The organism is Pseudomonas sp. GW821-FHT07F01 (assembly GCF_059418825.1).
In genome coordinates this window covers 172,769-190,135 of record NZ_JBWKQO010000007.1, presented here as the reverse complement: position 1 = coordinate 190,135, position 17,367 = coordinate 172,769, and the positions used below count along the sequence as shown (strand labels likewise).

The following is a 17,367-nucleotide window of genomic DNA, read 5'->3' as shown; positions in this document are numbered from 1 at the left end:
TCCGTCGTCGGGGGTTTCTTTTAGCCCTGGCTGTCGCCGTCATCCTCGTCGGTGGTCTGGTCGTCATCGCCGGAACTGCCACCCTGACCTTCATCGCCCGGCTCCGATTCGGACTTGGCAAGCATCTGCACCGGTGCGCTCTGGCTCGAGGAGTAACCCGGCTCGCTCACCTGCATCAGGTTGTGGGCCCAGGCCGCCGAGGTTCCGAGCGACAGCATCACCAGCACTTTGATCAACAGCACAACGCGTTGGAAAATTCTCATAGCCGATTCCATCCTTTCATAGGTGAATCATCGATGGCTGCGCGCCAGCCTTGCGGCGGCCACAGCACTGTCTGAAACCTAGTCGTGATATCCCGGCTTTTCCAGATAGCTCCCTATCGATTCCCGAGCTGCCAAAGCCCTTCCGACTAACGGCGCTCCCTTAAGAACACCACAATCCGTAGGAGCCGGCTTGCCGGCGAAGAAACCCGCAAGCCAGGCACAACAGCGTCCGCCGCCTTCGCTGGCAAGCCAGCGCCTACGGGGTGGCGGCAGGCCAATCCTGCGCGCAAAAAAAAGCCCCGCTGTCTGCACAGAGGGGCTCGGGGGTGACCGGCGAACTTAGTGGTGTTCGCGGGTGGCGCGGAATTTCACGTCCGGCCAGCGCTCTTCCATCAGCGCCAGGTTGACCCGGGTCGGCGCCAGGTAGGTCAGGTGGCCGCCGCCATCCAGGGCCAGGTTTTCCACCGCCTTGTTGGAAAACTCTTCGAGCTTCTTCTTGTCGCTGCATTCGATCCAGCGGGCGGACCACACGGTGATCGGCTCGTAGGAGCACTCCACCTTGTATTCCTCCTTCAGGCGGCTGGCCACCACGTCGAACTGCAGCACACCCACGGCGCCGAGGATGATGTCGTTGCTGCGCTCGGGGAAGAACACCTGGGTCGCGCCTTCTTCGGCCAGCTGTTGCAGGCCCTGGCGCAGTTGCTTGGACTTGAGCGGGTCCTTCAGACGCACACGGCGGAACAGCTCCGGGGCGAAGTGCGGGATACCGGTGAAGCCCAGCGCCTCGCCTTCGGTGAAGGTGTCGCCGATCTGGATGGTGCCGTGGTTGTGCAGGCCGATGATGTCGCCGGCATAGGCCTCTTCCAGTTGCTCACGCTCGGAGGAGAAGAAGGTCAGGGCGTCGCCGATGCGCACGTCCTTGCCAGTGCGCACGTGGCGCATCTTCATGCCTTTCTCGTACTTGCCCGAGCAGATACGCATGAAGGCGATGCGGTCGCGGTGCTTGGGGTCCATGTTCGCCTGGATCTTGAAGATGAAGCCCGAGAACTTCTCTTCCTGGGGGGCCACGCTGCGCTCGTTGGCAACGCGGGCCAGCGGCAGCGGCGCCCAGTCCACGACGGCGTCGAGCACGTGGTCGACACCGAAGTTGCCCAGCGCGGTCCCGAAGAATACCGGCGTCAGCTGGCCGTCGAGGAACTCCTGCTGGTTGAACTCGTGGCAGGCGCCCTGCACCAGTTCCAGCTGCTCGATGAAGCGCTCGTACTCGTCACCCAGGTGGGCCCTGGCTTCGGCGGAGTCGAGCTTTTCGATGATCTTGGTTTCGGTGCGCTCGTGGCCGTGGCCCGGGGTGTAGACGATGATGTAGTCGCCGGCCAGGTGGTACACGCCCTTGAAGTCGCGGTAGCAACCGATCGGCCAGGTGATGGGGGCAGCCTTGATCTTCAGGACCGCTTCGATTTCGTCCAGCAGTTCGATCGGGTCGCGAATGTCGCGGTCGAGTTTGTTGATGAAACTGACGATGGGCGTATCGCGCAGGCGGCAGACGTCCATCAGGGCGATGGTCCGTGGCTCTACGCCCTTACCGCCGTCGAGCACCATCAGCGCCGAGTCCACGGCAGTCAGGGTGCGGTAGGTGTCTTCCGAGAAGTCTTCGTGGCCGGGGGTGTCCAGCAGGTTGATCATGTGTTCGCGATAGGGGAACTGCATGACCGACGTGGTAATGGAAATACCCCGCTGCTTCTCCATCTCCATCCAGTCGGAAGTGGCGTGGCGGTCGGACTTGCGCGATTTGACGGTACCCGCCACCGCAATGGCCTTGCCCATCAGCAACAGCTTCTCGGTGATGGTGGTCTTACCCGCATCCGGGTGGGAAATAATGGCGAAAGTGCGGCGTTTCGCGACTTCGGCGGCCTGTTGGGTCATGGGAAATCGCCTGGCGGTGATCAAAAAAGGGCGCAGATTATAGCCCAGACATAGCCTTGCGGGCCACAGCTCACCCCGTCGCCCGGGCGACCGGACGGCAGATTAACGGTGGCTAAATGCTGCCAATTATGGAACCTTTTAAAACGTGGAGACGTCCACTCCCCTGTCACGCACTGTCGTCAGGGGCTGAAATATCAGCAAGTTAGCTTGACGAAGCTGCGCTCATGGCCCGTTCACCCGCCGCTCTGCCGGCGCTCGACGAGCTGCTTTTCGCGCGTATTTTCCCGGCAGCCAGGAATGGCCCTGCCACACGGGAAAGTGCCCGCCGACCGACAAAAAGGAGTCCGCCTGTGGCTATTCGCTATGGCAAAGGGCTGATAGGAGGCGCTGCGGTAATCGCCCTCCTGGCCCTGCTGGTCCACTGGATCGGCATCACTACGATCGAACACTACCGCGACGATCTGTTGTTCTACCTGCAAGCCCATCTGTTCCTGGTCCTGGCTTCAATGCTAGCCGCGCTGGTGGTGGGGATCCCCGCCGGCATCGTCCTCAGCCGCCCGAGCATGGTCGGACGTGCCGAACGCTTCATGCAAGTGTTCAACATCGGTAACACCGTCCCTCCCCTGGCCGTCCTGGCCATCGCTCTGGGGATCCTCGGCATCGGCAGTGGCCCGGCCATTTTCGCGCTGTTCCTCGCCTCCCTGCTGCCCATCGTGCGCAACACCTATGAAGGCCTGAAGAACGTCCAGGGTTCCCTCAAGGAAGCCGCAGTCGGCATCGGCATGACGCCACGCCAGGTGCTGTGGAAAGTCGAATTGCCCAATGCCGTGCCGATCATCATCGGCGGTGTGCGGGTGGCCCTGGCGATCAACGTCGGCACCGCGCCCCTGGCCTTCCTGATTGGCGCCAACAGCCTGGGCAGCCTGATTTTCCCCGGCATCGCCCTGAACAATCAGCCGCAACTGCTGCTCGGCGCCGCCTGCACCGCGCTGCTGGCCTTGCTCCTCGATGGCCTGGTGACCCTGGCCAGCCGACTTTGGCTGGAACGTGGTCTGCGCCCGTCTTAAGCCCGTCAGAGCCAAGGAACCGACATGAAGAAATTAAGCCTGATACTCGGCTGCGCCCTGCTTTTCAGCACATTGGCCCACGCCGTGGAAAAACCGCTGATCCGCATCGGCGCCCGGGTCTTCACCGAACAGACCCTGCTGGCGGAGATCACCTCCCAGTACTTGCGCAGCAAGGGCTACGACACCCGCGTCACCGGGGGCCTGGGCAGCAACCTGGCCCGCAGTGCCCAGGAAAGTGGCCAGTTGGACCTGATCTGGGAATACACCGGAGTCTCGCTGGTGGCCTACAACCACATCGACGAGAAACTCGACAGCGAACAGTCCTACGCCCGGGTGAAAGAACTCGATGCGAAAAAAGGCCTGGTCTGGCTGTCACCGTCCAAGTTCAGCAATACCTATGCCCTGGCGCTGCCAGAGAACGTGGCCAAGGAACATCCGCAGATCAATAGCATCAGCGACCTGACCCAGGCCCTGGCCGAAAACACCAAGGAAAACCGCCTGGTGGCCCTGGACACCGAGTTCGCCAACCGCTCCGACGGCATGGCCGGGATGGTCAAGCTCTATGACATGGCCCTGACCCGCAAGAACACCCGGCAGATGGACGCCGGCCTGGTCTACACCGCCCTGCGCAACGGCCAGGTGTTCGCCGGCCTGGTGTACACCACCGACGGGCGCCTCAATGCCTTCAAGCTCAAACTGCTGGAGGACGACAAGCACTACTTCCCGGACTACACCGCCGCTCCGGTGGTGCGCCAGGCCTACCTCGACGCTCACCCGCAACTGGCCGCCGAGCTCAAGCCGCTGGCGGCGCTGTTCGACGACGAAACCATGCGCCAGCTAAACGCGCGGGTCGACGTCGACCATGAAAGCCCATCCGCCGTGGCCGCAGATTTCCTGCGCCAGCACCCGATCAACTAAAGAGGAGAAGACATGGAATTCCTGAACGCCTTTTCCCATCTCGATTGGGCCCAGGTCCTGCACCTGACCTGGCAGCACATCACCCTGGTGGGCATCGCCGTCACCCTGGCCATCGTCTTCGGCGTGCCCCTGGGCGTGCTGATGACCCGCTTCCCGACCCTTGCCGGCCCACTGCAGGCCAGCGCCACCGTGCTGCTGACCATTCCGTCCATCGCCCTGTTCGGCCTGCTGCTGCCGTTCTACTCCAAGTTCGGCCAGGGCCTGGGCCCGCTACCGGCTATCACCGCGGTGTTCCTCTATTCCCTGCTGCCGATCATGCGCAACACCTACCTGGCGCTGACCGGCGTCGAACCGGGCATTCGTGAAGCCGCCCGCGGCATCGGCATGACCTTCGGCCAGCGCCTGCGCATGGTCGAGTTGCCGATCGCGGTGCCGGTGATCCTCGCCGGGGTACGCACCGCCGTGGTGATGAACATCGGCGTCATGACCATCGCCGCCACCATCGGCGCCGGCGGCCTGGGCGTACTCATTCTTGCTTCCATCAGCCGCAGCGACATGTCGATGCTGATCGTCGGCGCCGTGCTGGTCAGTCTCCTGGCCATCTTCGCCGACCTGCTTCTGCAATGGCTGCAACGCTCGCTGACTCCAAAAGGACTCCTGAAATGATCGAACTTCAAAACCTGACCAAGACCTTTCGCAGCAACGGCAAGGATGTCAAAGCCGTCGACTCGGTAAGCCTGACCGTCAATGAAGGCGAGATCTGCGTGTTCCTCGGGCCCTCCGGCTGCGGCAAGAGCACCACGCTGAAAATGATCAACCGCCTGATCATGCCCACCTCGGGCAAGGTGCTGATCAATGGCGAGGACACCACCGATCTCGACGAAGTGACCCTGCGCCGCAACATCGGCTACGTGATCCAGCAGATCGGCCTGTTCCCCAACATGACCATCGAGGAAAACATCGTGGTGGTGCCACGCCTGCTGGGCTGGGACAAGCAGAAATGCCACGACCGGGCCCGCGAGCTGATGAGCATGATCAAGCTCGAACCCAAGCAGTACCTGCATCGCTACCCACGGGAACTGTCCGGTGGCCAGCAACAGCGCATCGGGGTGATCCGCGCCCTGGCGGCGGACGCCCCGCTGCTGCTGATGGACGAGCCCTTCGGCGCGGTGGACCCGATCAACCGCGAGATGATCCAGAACGAATTCTTCGAGATGCAGCGGGCGCTGAACAAGACCGTGATCATGGTCAGCCATGACATCGACGAAGCCATCAAGCTGGGGGACAAGATCGCCATCTTCCGTGCCGGCAAGCTGCTGCAGATCGATCACCCCGACACCCTGCTGGCGCACCCGGCGGACGACTTCGTCAGCAACTTCGTCGGCCAGGACAGCACCTTGAAACGCCTGTTGCTGGTCAAGGCCGAAGACGCGGCAGACAACGCCCCGTCGGTCAGCCCGGAAACCCCGGTAGCCGATGCCCTGGAACTGATGGACGAACACGACCGCCGCTACGTGGTGGTGACCTGTGCCGAGAACAAGGCTCTGGGTTATGTACGTCGTCGCGACCTGCACCGTCAGACCGGCACCTGCGCCCAGTTCCTGCGAGAGTTCAACGCTACAGCCGCCTACGACGAACACCTGCGGATTCTTCTGTCGCGCATGTACGAGTTCAACCGCTCGTGGCTGCCGGTGATGGATGCCGAGCGGGTGTTCCTGGGCGAGGTGACTCAGGAATCCATCGCCGCCTACCTGAGCTCCGGGCGTTCGCGGGGGATGAAGACCAATATCGTCTCGCCGGCTGAAACAGTGGTCGCCTGATCAATAAATAGCCAATAACCAACCTGTGGCGAGGGCGCTTGCTCCCTCGGGACCGTGAAGCGGCCCCTCTTTGCAAAAAGAATGGGGCTGCTGCGCATCCGGCGCGAGCAAGCGCCCTCGCCACCAGGTGTTTTTGGCCCACCCACACGCCGGAAAAAAATATCAACAACCGCCCCGGTCAGAGCTGTCCGGCGCCCTCCTCCGAAACAGCCAAAATCCCCCTCAAACCGCCCTCTCGCCGCTAACGTCGCCGATGTTGACGCTTTCATACTTCCCAGCTACTTGGCACGCAAAAGCGTCGAACGTGCAGGTATTTTTAACACTCGAGAATTCTTCGGGAACATCTGTCCGTCATCTGTGTCGGCTACAAAGAGAGGTGTCGATAACGCACGTCAGACAAGTGCAAAAACGCGACATTTTTTGTTGATCTCAGCCCCCTCACCGCCTAAAGTTCGCGCCGAACGTCCATGCTGGAAACGATCCATCCGGCTCAAGTACTGACGACGAGACAGCAAGGCCAAGGGCAGATTTCCCATGGCCTTTTTGCTTTCGGCGACATGCCTTGGGAAGTAGGCGAACCAAAGTGGGGATACGGAGGACGTTCACAAGGCACTGTCATCAATGACATGTCCTTAAACCCATTGATTACCAACGTTTGCCAGTAGGAGTTCCCAACGCATGTCGATTAACGTCGAAGACTATTTCGCGCGCGAAACCTTTCAGAAAATGAAGTCTTTCGCCGACCAGCAAGAAACCCCGTTCGTGGTCATCGACACCCAGATGATCTCCCAGGCCTACGACGACCTGCGCGCCGGTTTCGAATTCGCCAAGGTCTACTACGCGGTCAAGGCCAACCCGGCCGTCGAGATCATCGACCTGCTGCACGAAAAAGGCTCCAGCTTCGACATCGCTTCGATCTACGAGCTGGACAAGGTGCTGGGCCGCGGCGTCAACCCGGCCAACATTAGCTACGGCAACACCATCAAGAAGTCCAAGGACATCCGCTACTTCTATGACAAGGGCGTGCGCTTGTACGCCACCGACTCCGAGGCCGACCTGCGCAACATCGCCAAGGCCGCACCGGGTTCGAAAGTCTACGTGCGCATTCTCACCGAAGGCTCCACCACCGCCGACTGGCCGCTGTCGCGCAAGTTCGGCTGCCAGACCGACATGGCCATGGACCTGCTGATCCTCGCTCGCGACCTGGGCCTGGTGCCTTACGGTGTGTCGTTCCACGTGGGTTCGCAACAGCGCGACATCAGCGTCTGGGACGCCGCCATTGCCAAGGTCAAGGTGATCTTCGAGCGCCTCAAGGAAGAAGACGGTATCGAGCTGAAGCTGATCAACATGGGTGGCGGCTTCCCGGCCAACTACATCACCCGCACCAACAGCCTGGAAACCTATGCCGAGGAAATCATCCGCTTCCTCAAGGAAGACTTCGGCGACGACCTGCCGGAAATCATCCTCGAGCCAGGCCGTTCGCTGATCGCCAACGCCGGCATCCTGGTCAGCGAAGTAGTACTGGTGGCGCGCAAATCCCGCACCGCCGTCGAGCGCTGGGTGTACACCGACGTGGGCAAGTTCTCCGGCCTGATCGAAACCATGGACGAGTCCATCAAGTTCCCGATCTGGACCGAGAAGAAAGGTGAAGTGGAAGAAGTGGTGATCGCCGGCCCGACCTGCGACAGCGCCGACATCATGTACGAGAACTACAAGTACGGCCTGCCACTGAACCTGGCCATCGGCGACCGCCTGTACTGGCTGTCCACCGGCGCCTACACCACCAGCTACAGCGCGGTGGAATTCAACGGCTTCCCGCCGCTGAAGGCCTTCTACGTTTAAAGACGGCAGCTAGCTGCAAGAAAAAGCCCATGACTTGTCATGGGCTTTTTTGTGCGCGCGGTTCAGTGATTCAACGATCTTCCCGGACATGCCAAATATGCAGGATGGACAAGGCCATGCCTTGAATCTCATAACGCATCTCGTAATGCCCCACCAGCAATCGTCGAACATCCCTCGGCTTGAATTCCTCCAACTGCTCTCCCAATCGAGGGTTAGATAGAAGAGCATCTGGAGCCTGCACCAGCGATTGCACGGTCCGAGCAGCAGTAGAACGATTGGCCTGGGCGAGAAACTCAAAAAGCCGAGCCAGATCGGATAGGGCCTTGCTCGTCCATTTCAGCTGTCTCATTTTGGTAAGGGCAGAGGGTTGTCGCCAGACAGACTCTGCGCCCAAGCCAACACTGACTGATGATCGACAACCCTTCCAGCATCGACATCTGCCAAGGCCTCAAGCGTCAGTCGACGGCGCTCTTCTTCCTGGTCAACCCAGGCCACCAACGCCTGCTTCACGACCCAGGCCCGGGAGCGTTCCAGGCGAGAAGCAAGTTGATCGACCTTATCAGCCAGGTCCAAGGGAATGTGAGCGGTCAGTACTTTTGTCGCGGGCATAAGGCAAGACCTGCATCAGAATGATTAAAAGCGATTAGCTTTGAATCATAGTGATTTAAGACAACACAGCAAGCCGCTCTCCATCCCGTTCGTCACCCAATTGCGCTGCGCGCCGCTGATAGACCTGGGCCAGGTCGCGAATCTCGGGGTGCGTGGCCTTGAGCAGCGCGGCGCATGCCACCCGGAGGAAATTCAGGTTGCCACCGGCCAGAGCCCGTTGCAGCCACGCCACGGCTTCGTCGATACGCCCGGCATCGGCCAGCACCGCCGCATGGCTGAACTGCCCGCGAAAATCCCCGCCTTCGGCCGAGCGCCGGTACCAGTCCCGCGCCGCTTCAAGGTCGGCCTGGCACACCAGCCCCTCCTCCAGGTAGCGCCCCAGCAGGTTCATCGATTTGGCATGGCCAAGGTCCGCCGCACGACGGTAGCAGGCCAGGGCCAAGGCATGGTTCTGCACCACGCCGCGACCGGTGGCCAACAGGTTGGCGTAGTTGTACAGCCCCCAGTCCAGCCCCGCTTCGGCAGCCAGGCGATAGTGCCCGGCCGCGCGGGCGGCATCCGCCGGGCAACCCCAGCCGTGCTCATGGCAGCGCCCGAGCATGTTGCGCGCCATCAGGTGCCCGCGTTGTGCGGCGATCTCGAACCAGCGCACCGCCAGGGGTTGATCCTGCTGGATGCCGCGACCGTCGAGGAGGATCTGCCCCAGCAGCGCCTGGGCGTCCAGCAGGCCCTCGGAAGCAGCCGCCAGCACCGCCTGGGCGGCGCGGGCCGGGCTCTCTTCAAGCATGGCGCTCAGTTGCGCGCCGTCGAGGAGTTCCTCGCGACGAAGTTGAAAAGTCACGGCTTACACCTCGACCCAGCGACGCAGAAGGTTGTGGTAGGTGCCGGTCAGGCGGACCAGCGAAGGATGGTCGGGCACGTCCCGGGTCAGCTCCTGGATCGCGCCGTCCATCTCGAACAGCAAGGCGCGCTGGCTATCTTCGCGCACCAGGCTCTGGGTCCAGAAGAATGAGGCGTAGCGAGCGCCCCGGGTCACCGGGTTGACCTTGTGCAGGCTGGTGCCTGGATACAGCACCATGTCCCCCGCCGGCAGCTTGACCCGCTGCAGGCCGAAGGTGTCCTGGATCTCCAGCTCGCCGCCTTCGTAATCCTCGGGGTCGCTGAAGAACAGGGTCGACGACAGGTCCGTACGCACCCGCTCCGGGCTGCCCTTGGGCTGGCGCACCGCGTTGTCGATATGAAAATCGAAACTGCCGCCGGCGGTGTAGCAGTTGATCAGCGGCGGAAACACCTTGTGCGGCAAGGCGGCGGACATGAACAGCGGGTTCTGCCACAGGCGATCGAGCATCGCCGCGCCGATCTCCTGGGCCAGCGGGTGGCCTTCCGGCAGTTGCAGGTTGTGCTTGGCCTTGGCCGACTGGTAACCGGCGGTGATCTTGCCGTCCGCCCAGTCCGCCTGTTCCAGGGCTTCACGGATGCGCCCGACCTCGTCACGGGTGAACACGCCAGGGATGTGCAGCAACATGGCCAGGTACCTGCAGAGCGAAAGGCCGTCAATGATATTGATTCTTATTGACTGTGTAAAACCCCGGGACGCATGAGAACGTAAAAACCGTAAAGGCAAATTGTAAAGAATGTAAATTAAGTGCGAATAGCAATATTTCGCAATTGATAACAAATGTTTCTTTCCCCTATATTCCGCCGCCTCAAATCCTTGGGGAGGGGAAAAACATGTCACGCCAACAACCACCATCCGCTGTCAGTTCACCACGCCTGCTGGCGTCTGCAATTGGCGTGGCGATCACCGCCGGCTCCGCAGGCCATATGGTCCAGGCGGCTGAAGAGACTCAGCAGAAGACTTCGGGCAAAGCCATTGCCCTGGAAGCCACCAGCATTACCGGTGAGGCCCAGGACCAGACGTCCTACAAGGTCGAAAGCTCCTCCTCGAAAAAGTACACCGCGCCGCTGGTGAACACCCCACGCTCGGTGACCGTGGTGCCACAGCAAGTACTCAAGGACACCGCGGCCACCTCGCTGCAGGACGCCCTGCGTACCGTGCCCGGTATCACCTTCGGTGCCGGTGAGGGCGGCAACCCCCAGGGCGACCGTCCGTTCATCCGGGGGTTCGACGCCCAAAGTGACACCTACCTGGACGGCGTTCGCGACACAGGTGCCCAAAGCCGCGAAGTCTTCGCAGTTGAAAACATCGAAGTCAGCAAAGGCCCTAACTCGGCCATGGGCGGCCGTGGCGCCGCTGGCGGCAGCATCAACCTGGTGAGCAAGAAGGCGCACCTGGGCAACTCCCTGGACGGTGGCTTCACCTGGGGCTCCGATCAGACCCAGCGCTACACCCTGGATGGCAACTACCAGTTCAGCGATACCGCCGCCGGCCGTCTGAACCTGATGAGCCATGAAAGCAACGTCGCCGGACGAGACAAGGTCAACTACGACCGCTGGGGCATCGCCCCGTCCCTGGCCTTCGGCCTAGGCACCGACACCCGGGTATTCCTCGATTACTACCACCTGGAAAGCGATGACCTGCCGGACTCGGGCATTCCCTACGGCTATTCCATGGGCACCGCCCACACCGCGGCCCATCCGGACAAACCGGTCAACGGCGGCGACAGCAGCAACTTCTATGGCCTGACCGACCGCGACTTCCGCAAGTCCCGCGTGGACACCGCGACCTTCGCCATTGAGCACGACCTGAATGACTCGCTGACCCTGAAGAACACTTTCCGTCACGGCACCAGCATGCAGGACTACATCCTGACCCAGCCGGACGACAGCCAGGGCAACGTGCGCAGTGGCACCGTCTGGCGCCGGGCCAACACCCGGGTGTCGAACACCGACACCACCACCAACCAGACCGATCTGTATGGTGAGTTCGTGCTGGGCGGCTTCAAGAACAACTTCTCCGCCGGCATCGAACTGTCCGACGAGTCCTCGAGCAAAAGTGGCTACACCGTTTCCAACAACGCCAATATCAAGTGCAACGTGCCGCAGCCTGCTGGCGTTTGTACCTCGCTGTCGAATCCGACTCCGGATGACGCCTATGCCGGCACCATCAGCCGCAACTACGCGGGCACCGACACCGAAGGCACCACCCGGGCCATCTACTTTGCCGACACTCTGGAGCTGACCCCGCAGTGGCTGGTCAACATGGGCCTGCGCTACGACCACTTCGAAACCCAGGCCAAGACCAAGAACACCGCGCGCACCACCACCTTCAAGGCCGAGGACACCAGCGAATTCGTGACAGGCCAACTGGGCCTGGTATGGAAGCCGCAGGACAACGGCAGCGTCTATATCTCCTATGCCACCTCGGCTACACCGGTCGGCAGCACCCTGGACAACGGCGCCGAGACCAACCCGTTTGCCACCACTTCCGGCACGCCGACCAGCATCGTCAGCGACATGAAGCCCGAGGAAACCGTCAACTACGAGATCGGCACCAAGTGGGACCTGTTCAACGACCGCCTGGCACTGACCGGTGCGATCTTCCGTACCGAAAAGGAAAACACCCGGGTCCTGAGCAGCAACTACACCTACGAAAACGCCGGCAAGACCCGAGTTGACGGCCTTGAGCTGACTGCGAGCGGCAAGCTGACCGACAAGTGGCAAGTGTTCGCCGGCTACAGCTACCTGGACAGCACCATCGTCGATCCGGGCGCCAGCGGTGATCGCAGCGGTAAAGTCAGTGGCCTCGCCAACCCGGCCAAGGGCAATGAATTGCCAAATACGCCGAAAAACAGCTTCAGCCTGTGGACCACCTATAACCTGACCCAGAAGCTGACCATCGGTGGTGGCGCCTTCTACGTCGACAAGGTCTGGGGCGATAACAACAACAGCCTGTACGTGCCGTCCTACACCCGCTACGACGCCATGGCCAGCTACAAGCTGACCAAGAACGTCGACCTGCAGTTGAACGTGCAGAACCTGACCGACAAGACCTACTACGACAAGGCCTACGCGGCGCACTTCGCCAACCAGGCGGCCGGTCGTACCGCGCTGCTGACCACCAGCTTCCACTTCTGATCCAGCGCAAGACCTTCCTGTGGCCACGGCCACAGGCGCCCAAGCCCCACGCATTTCAGTGCCTGGGGCTTTTGCATGTAAAAACGAATGCTTCTCGACAACACACGGCATAATGCGCGCCGTGTTTCCTCTCTCTGGACGAACAAGGCGAGTGACGTGTTGAAGAAAACCCTGTTCCAGCTGCACTGGTTCTTCGGCATCAGCGCGGGGCTGATCCTGGCCCTGATGGGCATCACCGGGGCGACCGTGTCGTTCCAGGACGAAATCCTGCGCGCCCTCAATCCATCGGTGCTGCAAGTCGACAAGCTCCCCGCCGGGGTGCTGCCGCCCGCCGAACTGGTGGAAAAAATCCAGGCCGCCGAAGGCAAGACGGTGTCCATGCTCTGGGTCGAGACCGACAGCGGCAACGCCGCGCGGGTGTTCTTCACCCCGCCGCCGGGGGAACGCCGTGGCCAGATGCGCTACTTCGACCCCTATACCGGCGAGTTCATGGGCGACGCCGTCGGCCAGGACTTCTTCGGCCTCATGCTGCAATTGCACCGCTTCCTGGCCATCGGCGACACCGGCCGGCAGATCACCGGCGCCTGCACCCTGATCCTGATCTTCTTCTGCCTGTCCGGGCTGTACCTGCGCTGGCCGCGCCAGGTCGGCAACTGGCGGGTGTGGCTGACCCTGGACTGGGCCAAGAAAGGCCGCGGCTTCAACTGGGACCTGCACGCCGTGTTCGGCACCTGGTGCCTGCTGTTCTACCTGCTGTTCGCCCTCACCGGCCTGTACTGGTCCTACGATTGGTACCGGGAGGGCCTGACCAAGCTGCTCTCCGATGCGCCACACAGCGAACGCCAGCGTGGCGGCCGCGGTGGCCCACCGCCCAAGGGCCCGGCCCCGGTGGCGGACTACAACGCCATGTGGAGCAGCATCTACAGCGCCGCCGGCAAGGACCTCAATGCCTACAACATCCGTATGCCTGCCGTGGCCGGGCAGCCGGCGACCGTGTTCTACCTGCTCAAGAACTCCCCCCACGAACGGGCGCTGAACCAACTGACCCTGGACCCGGCCACCGGGGTGATCAGCCGTCATGACCGCTACGCCGACAAGAGCCTCAAGTCGCAGTTGCTCACTAGCGTCTACGCACTGCACGTGGGCAGCTACTTTGGCCTGGTGGGGCGCATCCTGCTGACCCTGGCCTCCTTGACCATGCCGCTGTTCTTCGTCACCGGCTGGCTGCTGTACCTGGATCGCCGACGCAAGAAGCGCCAGATCAAGCAGGCCCGCCAGGGCCTGGAAAGTACCGCCCCCGACGGCTCGGCGTGGCTGATCGGCTTCGCCAGCCAGAGCGGCTTTGCCGAGCAGCTGGCCTGGCAGACCGCCGGGCAATTGCAGGCTGCCGGGGTGGCGACCAAGGTCCAGCCGCTGAGCAATCTCAGCGAACAGGACCTGCGTGACGCCCAGCGCGCGCTGTTCGTGGTCAGCACCTTTGGCGACGGCGAAGCACCGGACAGCGCCCGCGGCTTCGAGCGCAAGCTGCTGGGCCGCGAGCTGTCGCTGCAAGGCCTGCAATACGCCGTGCTCGGCCTGGGCGACCGCCAGTACCAGCACTTCTGCGGCTTTGCCCGACGCCTGCACGACTGGCTGTCGAACCAGGGCGGCAGCACCCTGTTCGCCCCCATCGAGGTGGACAGCGGCGACAGCTACGCCCTGCGCCACTGGCAGCAGCAACTGGGCCAGCTCACCGGCCATGCCCCGGTAGACCTGTGGCAGGCCCCGGCCTTCGACAACTGGACCCTGAAGAGCCGCACCCTGCTCAACCCCGACAGCAGCGGCTCCGGGGTCTACCTGCTGCAACTGCTGGCCCCCAGCGCCAGCAGCTGGCTGGCTGGTGACCTGGTGGAAGTCATGCCGCGCAACAGCTCGTGGATGGTCGAATACTTCCTCGACGGCCTGGGGCTTTCCGGCGAGGCCAGGGTCCAGCTCGACGGCCTGGAAGAGAGCCTGGAACAAGCCTTGGGCAGCCGCCAGCTACCAGAAAACCGCACCCACCTGGTGGGCCTGCACGCCCAGGCCCTGGTGGATGCCCTGGTGCCCCTGAGCATGCGCGAATACTCCATCGCCTCGATTGCCGCCGACGGTTGCCTGGAGCTGCTGGTACGCCAGGAACGCCACGCCGACGGCAGCCTGGGGATCGGTTCCGGCTGGCTCACCGAGCATGCTGCGGTGGGTTCGAGCATCAGCCTGCGGGTACGGCGCAACAGCGGCTTCCACCTGCCGGCCGAACCTTGCCCGCTGATTCTGCTGGGCAACGGCACCGGGCTGGCGGGCTTGCGCAGCCTGCTCAAGGCGCGGATCGCCGAGGGCCAGCAACGCAACTGGCTGATCTTTGGCGAGCGCAATGCCGAGCATGATTTCTACTTCAAGGATGAACTGCAGGAATGGCGCACCCGGGGCGACCTGAGCCGCCTGGAGCTGGCGTTCTCCCGGGACCAGACCGAGAAGATCTACGTCCAGGACCGCCTGCGCCAGGCGGCGGACGAGCTGAAAAAATGGCTGGACGATGGCGCCGCGATCTACATCTGCGGCAGCTTGCAGGGCATGGCGTCGGGAGTGGATCAGGTGCTCATCGAGGTACTGGGCGCAGACCACGTCGAACGCCTGATTGAACAGGGGCGCTACCGCCGCGACGTTTACTGAGGCGTCAGACGCTTCACCGGCAAGCCGGCTCCTACATCAATCGTGCCGCACCCTCCGTAGGAGCTGGCTTGCCAGCGAAGGCGCCCTTCAGAACAGCGCAAGGCTCACGGGCCCTATTCGCCGGCAAGCCGGCTCCTACGGGACGGGACGTTGGCGGGGATGGTTACGCCGGTTGCAGGTTGTGCTCGTACACCGCCACGCCATCCAGGTCCCGCAGGATCACCTTCAGCTCTGCCGTCTGCCCATCGATCTGCACTTCGCCAAAGAACTGGAAGCCGGCAAAGGGTGAAGTGTTCTGCGCTGGCGGCGCCTTCTGGAACACCACTTCCGGGCCGAAGGTTTTATCCAGCACATTGGGCCCGAAACTCCCGGCGTTCAGGGGGCCGGCGACAAACTCCCAGAACGGCTCGAAATCCTGGAACGCCGCCCGATCCGGGTGGTAGTGGTGGGCCGCGCAGTAGTGCACGTCCGCCGTCAGCCACACATGGTTGCGCACCTGATGCTTGCGCAAATACGCCAGCAGCTCGGCAATCTCCAGCTCGCGGCCCTGGGCCGGGCCCGGGTCGCCGTTGGCGATCGCCTCCCAGCGCGCCACCCCGGGGCTGACTTCGCCATCGGGCACGCCCAGGCCAATGGGCATGTCCGCCGCCACCACTTTCCACTGAGCCGAGGAGTCCTTGAGCTCACGCTTCAGCCAATCCAGTTGCTCGCGGCCGAGGAAGGGTTTCTCGCCGCCGAGGTTGTCATCGTTGGGGCCGCGATAGCTGCGCATGTCCAGCACGAACACATCCAGCAACGGCCCATAGCTGAGCTTGCGATAGATGCGCCCGCCGCCATCGGCGCTCTGCCGGCGCATGGGCGAATACTCCAGCCAGGCCTGGCGCGCGCGGCCCACCAGGGTCTGGATGTCCTTGACCACGTAACGTTCGTCCAGCTGCTTGCTCGGCGACCAGTTATTGACCACCTCATGGTCGTCCCACTGCCAGATCTGCGGCACCTCGGCGTTGAAGCGGCGCAGGTTTTCGTCCATCAGGTTGTAGCGGTAGTTGCCCCGGTATTCGTCGAGGGTCTCGGCCACTTTGCTCTTGGCCTCGGTGGTGAGGTTGCGCCAGATGCGCCCGTCTTCCACGGTCAACTGCGCCGGCACCGGGCCGTCGGCGTAGATGGTGTCGCCGCTGTGGATAAAGAAGTCCGGCAGGCGCAGACGCATTGCCTCGTAGATGCGCATGCCGCCGATATCCGGGTTGATGCCGAAGCCCTGCCCTACCGTGTCGCCGCTCCAGACAAAACGGATGTCCCGGCGTTGCGAAGGCGCACTGCGCAAGTGGCCGAACCAGGGTTCGCTGGCCACACCGGACTGGGCATCCTCGAAGGTCACCCGATAGAAGATCGCCTGGTTGGCCGGCAGCCCGGTCAACTCCACCCGCGCCGTGAAGTCGGTCCGCGCATCGGCCAGGGGCGAGATGAAACGCCGAGGGTTGCTGAACATGCTTCGCGTGTCCCACTCCACCACCATCCGCGCCGGACGATCGCTGCGGCTCCAGATCATCGCCTTATCCCCCAGCAGATCCCCGGACTGCACCCCGTCGGTGAGCTGCGGCCGATCCTTGACCGAAGCGATCACCGCCGGCGCCAGGCTCGGCAGCAACAGCCCCGCCCCGGCGATTTGCATGATCCGACGACGGCCGAGGTTGAACTCGCTCATGGTGACTCCCTGACAATGGTCAAAAAGCACACCTTAGACAGTGGGGATGAAGGGGGTGTGACAGAGCGGTGGCGAGCTGCGACCTGGATTAAGCATGATACTCACGCGTGTTTTCTTAGCTGCCTACACGGCAGTGAACACATCCGCGATTCCAACAACCGTGCCACTCAATTTCTTAGCTGCCTACACGGCAGTGAACCTCGAAGGCCTCGGCGTACTCGCCCTGGTGCATTTCTGAGCTGCCTACACGGCAGTGAACTCGCACCTCTTCAAGCTCTTCGCATTCTCCCATTTCTGAGCTGCCTACACGGCAGTGAACTATTGTCGTAGAAGACACTCACTGCACCACTTTTTCTTAGCTGCCTACACGGCAGTGAACGACGAGGCCATTGACGCGGCCAGGGCCCAGGATTTCTTAGCTGCCTACACGGCAGTGAACCTCGTGGGCGTTCCAGCGCGGGCGGCTTCAGCTTTCTTAGCTGCCTACACGGCAG

The 17,367-nt window shown here is 62.5% G+C and carries 14 protein-coding genes and 1 CRISPR repeat array; of the genes, 7 read left to right on the top strand and 7 right to left on the bottom strand.

Features of this window, described 5'->3' with window-relative positions:
- Positions 1-20 precede the first annotated feature (20 nt).
- Both AC07R1_RS25925 and AC07R1_RS25920 read right to left on the bottom strand, forming a co-directional pair.
- Positions 21-263 (bottom strand): hypothetical protein, encoded by a 243-nt coding sequence (locus tag AC07R1_RS25925; protein WP_015634142.1) that lies wholly within the window; start codon positions 261-263, stop codon positions 21-23.
- A gap of 339 nt (positions 264-602) precedes the next feature.
- Positions 603-2,186, bottom strand: coding sequence for a peptide chain release factor 3 (locus AC07R1_RS25920; RefSeq protein WP_011059228.1), 1,584 nt, complete (start codon positions 2,184-2,186; stop codon positions 603-605).
- 350 nt (positions 2,187-2,536) lie between these two features.
- Between AC07R1_RS25920 and AC07R1_RS25915 the strand changes: the two genes are divergently transcribed.
- From AC07R1_RS25915 to AC07R1_RS25895, 5 genes are all read left to right on the top strand, one after another.
- Positions 2,537-3,253: an ABC transporter permease gene (locus tag AC07R1_RS25915; protein ID WP_011059227.1), complete on the top strand. Its 717-nt coding sequence runs from the start codon at positions 2,537-2,539 to the stop codon at positions 3,251-3,253.
- 24 nt (positions 3,254-3,277) lie between these two features.
- Positions 3,278-4,171 carry a glycine betaine ABC transporter substrate-binding protein gene (locus AC07R1_RS25910; protein WP_015634139.1) on the top strand — a complete coding sequence of 298 codons (894 nt, stop codon included), beginning with the start codon at positions 3,278-3,280 and terminating at the stop codon, positions 4,169-4,171.
- Positions 4,172-4,183: 12 nt separating this feature from the next.
- Positions 4,184-4,837, top strand: a complete 654-nt coding sequence (locus AC07R1_RS25905; protein WP_011059225.1) for an ABC transporter permease — start codon at positions 4,184-4,186, stop codon at positions 4,835-4,837.
- Positions 4,834-5,991, top strand: coding sequence for an osmoprotectant ABC transporter ATP-binding protein OsmV (locus tag AC07R1_RS25900; RefSeq protein WP_015634138.1), 1,158 nt, complete (start codon positions 4,834-4,836; stop codon positions 5,989-5,991). Before AC07R1_RS25905 ends, AC07R1_RS25900 begins: the two co-directional genes overlap by 4 nt.
- A gap of 678 nt (positions 5,992-6,669) precedes the next feature.
- Positions 6,670-7,833, top strand: a complete 1,164-nt coding sequence (locus tag AC07R1_RS25895) for a type III PLP-dependent enzyme (RefSeq protein WP_015634137.1) — start codon at positions 6,670-6,672, stop codon at positions 7,831-7,833.
- A 70-nt stretch (positions 7,834-7,903) separates the two neighbouring features.
- Here the strand turns inward: AC07R1_RS25895 and AC07R1_RS25890 are convergent, their stop codons facing one another.
- Genes AC07R1_RS25890 through AC07R1_RS25875 form a run of 4 tightly spaced genes read right to left on the bottom strand, consistent with a single transcriptional unit; the run spans position 7,904 to position 9,967 of the window.
- Complete coding sequence (locus AC07R1_RS25890) at positions 7,904-8,182, bottom strand: type II toxin-antitoxin system RelE/ParE family toxin (RefSeq protein ID WP_210672619.1); 279 nt, start codon at positions 8,180-8,182, stop codon at positions 7,904-7,906.
- Entirely contained in the window at positions 8,179-8,442 is a 264-nt protein-coding gene (locus AC07R1_RS25885; RefSeq protein WP_047283908.1) for a CopG family ribbon-helix-helix protein, read from the bottom strand. Before AC07R1_RS25885 ends, AC07R1_RS25890 begins: the two co-directional genes overlap by 4 nt.
- Positions 8,443-8,497: 55 nt before the next feature.
- Positions 8,498-9,283: a tetratricopeptide repeat protein gene (locus AC07R1_RS25880; protein WP_495111091.1), complete on the bottom strand. Its 786-nt coding sequence runs from the start codon at positions 9,281-9,283 to the stop codon at positions 8,498-8,500.
- A 3-nt stretch (positions 9,284-9,286) separates the two neighbouring features.
- Positions 9,287-9,967 carry a Fe2+-dependent dioxygenase gene (locus AC07R1_RS25875; RefSeq protein ID WP_011059221.1) on the bottom strand — a complete coding sequence of 227 codons (681 nt, stop codon included), beginning with the start codon at positions 9,965-9,967 and terminating at the stop codon, positions 9,287-9,289.
- Positions 9,968-10,173: 206 nt separating this feature from the next.
- Here AC07R1_RS25875 and AC07R1_RS25870 point away from each other — a divergent pair, with 206 nt between their 5' ends.
- Together AC07R1_RS25870 and AC07R1_RS25865 are read left to right on the top strand one after the other, a co-directional pair.
- A complete protein-coding gene (locus AC07R1_RS25870; RefSeq protein ID WP_401261491.1) occupies positions 10,174-12,480 on the top strand; it encodes a TonB-dependent receptor in 2,307 nt (768 codons plus the stop codon).
- A gap of 156 nt (positions 12,481-12,636) precedes the next feature.
- Positions 12,637-15,168, top strand: a complete 2,532-nt coding sequence (locus AC07R1_RS25865; RefSeq protein ID WP_495111090.1) for a PepSY domain-containing protein — start codon at positions 12,637-12,639, stop codon at positions 15,166-15,168.
- Positions 15,169-15,331: 163 nt separating this feature from the next.
- Here the strand turns inward: AC07R1_RS25865 and AC07R1_RS25860 are convergent, their stop codons facing one another.
- The gene (locus AC07R1_RS25860; RefSeq protein WP_103289875.1) at positions 15,332-16,873 is read right to left on the bottom strand and encodes an alkaline phosphatase D family protein; all 1,542 of its coding nucleotides are present in this window, start codon (positions 16,871-16,873) and stop codon (positions 15,332-15,334) included.
- Positions 16,874-16,984: 111 nt separating this feature from the next.
- Positions 16,985-17,312: a CRISPR direct-repeat array (repeat unit 28 nt; unit sequence TTTCTTAGCTGCCTACACGGCAGTGAAC).
- Positions 17,313-17,367: the final 55 nt, after the last annotated feature.

Coding starts and splice junctions, on each gene's coding strand:
- AC07R1_RS25895 (WP_015634137.1), top strand. CDS start 6,670: ATGTCGATTAACGTCGAAGACTATTTCGCGCGCGAAACCTTTCAGAAA.
- AC07R1_RS25885 (WP_047283908.1), bottom strand. CDS start 8,442: ATGCCCGCGACAAAAGTACTGACCGCTCACATTCCCTTGGACCTGGCT.
- AC07R1_RS25920 (WP_011059228.1), bottom strand. CDS start 2,186: ATGACCCAACAGGCCGCCGAAGTCGCGAAACGCCGCACTTTCGCCATT.
- AC07R1_RS25925 (WP_015634142.1), bottom strand. CDS start 263: ATGAGAATTTTCCAACGCGTTGTGCTGTTGATCAAAGTGCTGGTGATG.
- AC07R1_RS25870 (WP_401261491.1), top strand. CDS start 10,174: ATGTCACGCCAACAACCACCATCCGCTGTCAGTTCACCACGCCTGCTG.
- AC07R1_RS25900 (WP_015634138.1), top strand. CDS start 4,834: ATGATCGAACTTCAAAACCTGACCAAGACCTTTCGCAGCAACGGCAAG.
- AC07R1_RS25875 (WP_011059221.1), bottom strand. CDS start 9,967: ATGTTGCTGCACATCCCTGGCGTGTTCACCCGTGACGAGGTCGGGCGC.
- AC07R1_RS25890 (WP_210672619.1), bottom strand. CDS start 8,182: ATGAGACAGCTGAAATGGACGAGCAAGGCCCTATCCGATCTGGCTCGG.
- AC07R1_RS25905 (WP_011059225.1), top strand. CDS start 4,184: ATGGAATTCCTGAACGCCTTTTCCCATCTCGATTGGGCCCAGGTCCTG.
- AC07R1_RS25910 (WP_015634139.1), top strand. CDS start 3,278: ATGAAGAAATTAAGCCTGATACTCGGCTGCGCCCTGCTTTTCAGCACA.
- AC07R1_RS25860 (WP_103289875.1), bottom strand. CDS start 16,873: ATGAGCGAGTTCAACCTCGGCCGTCGTCGGATCATGCAAATCGCCGGG.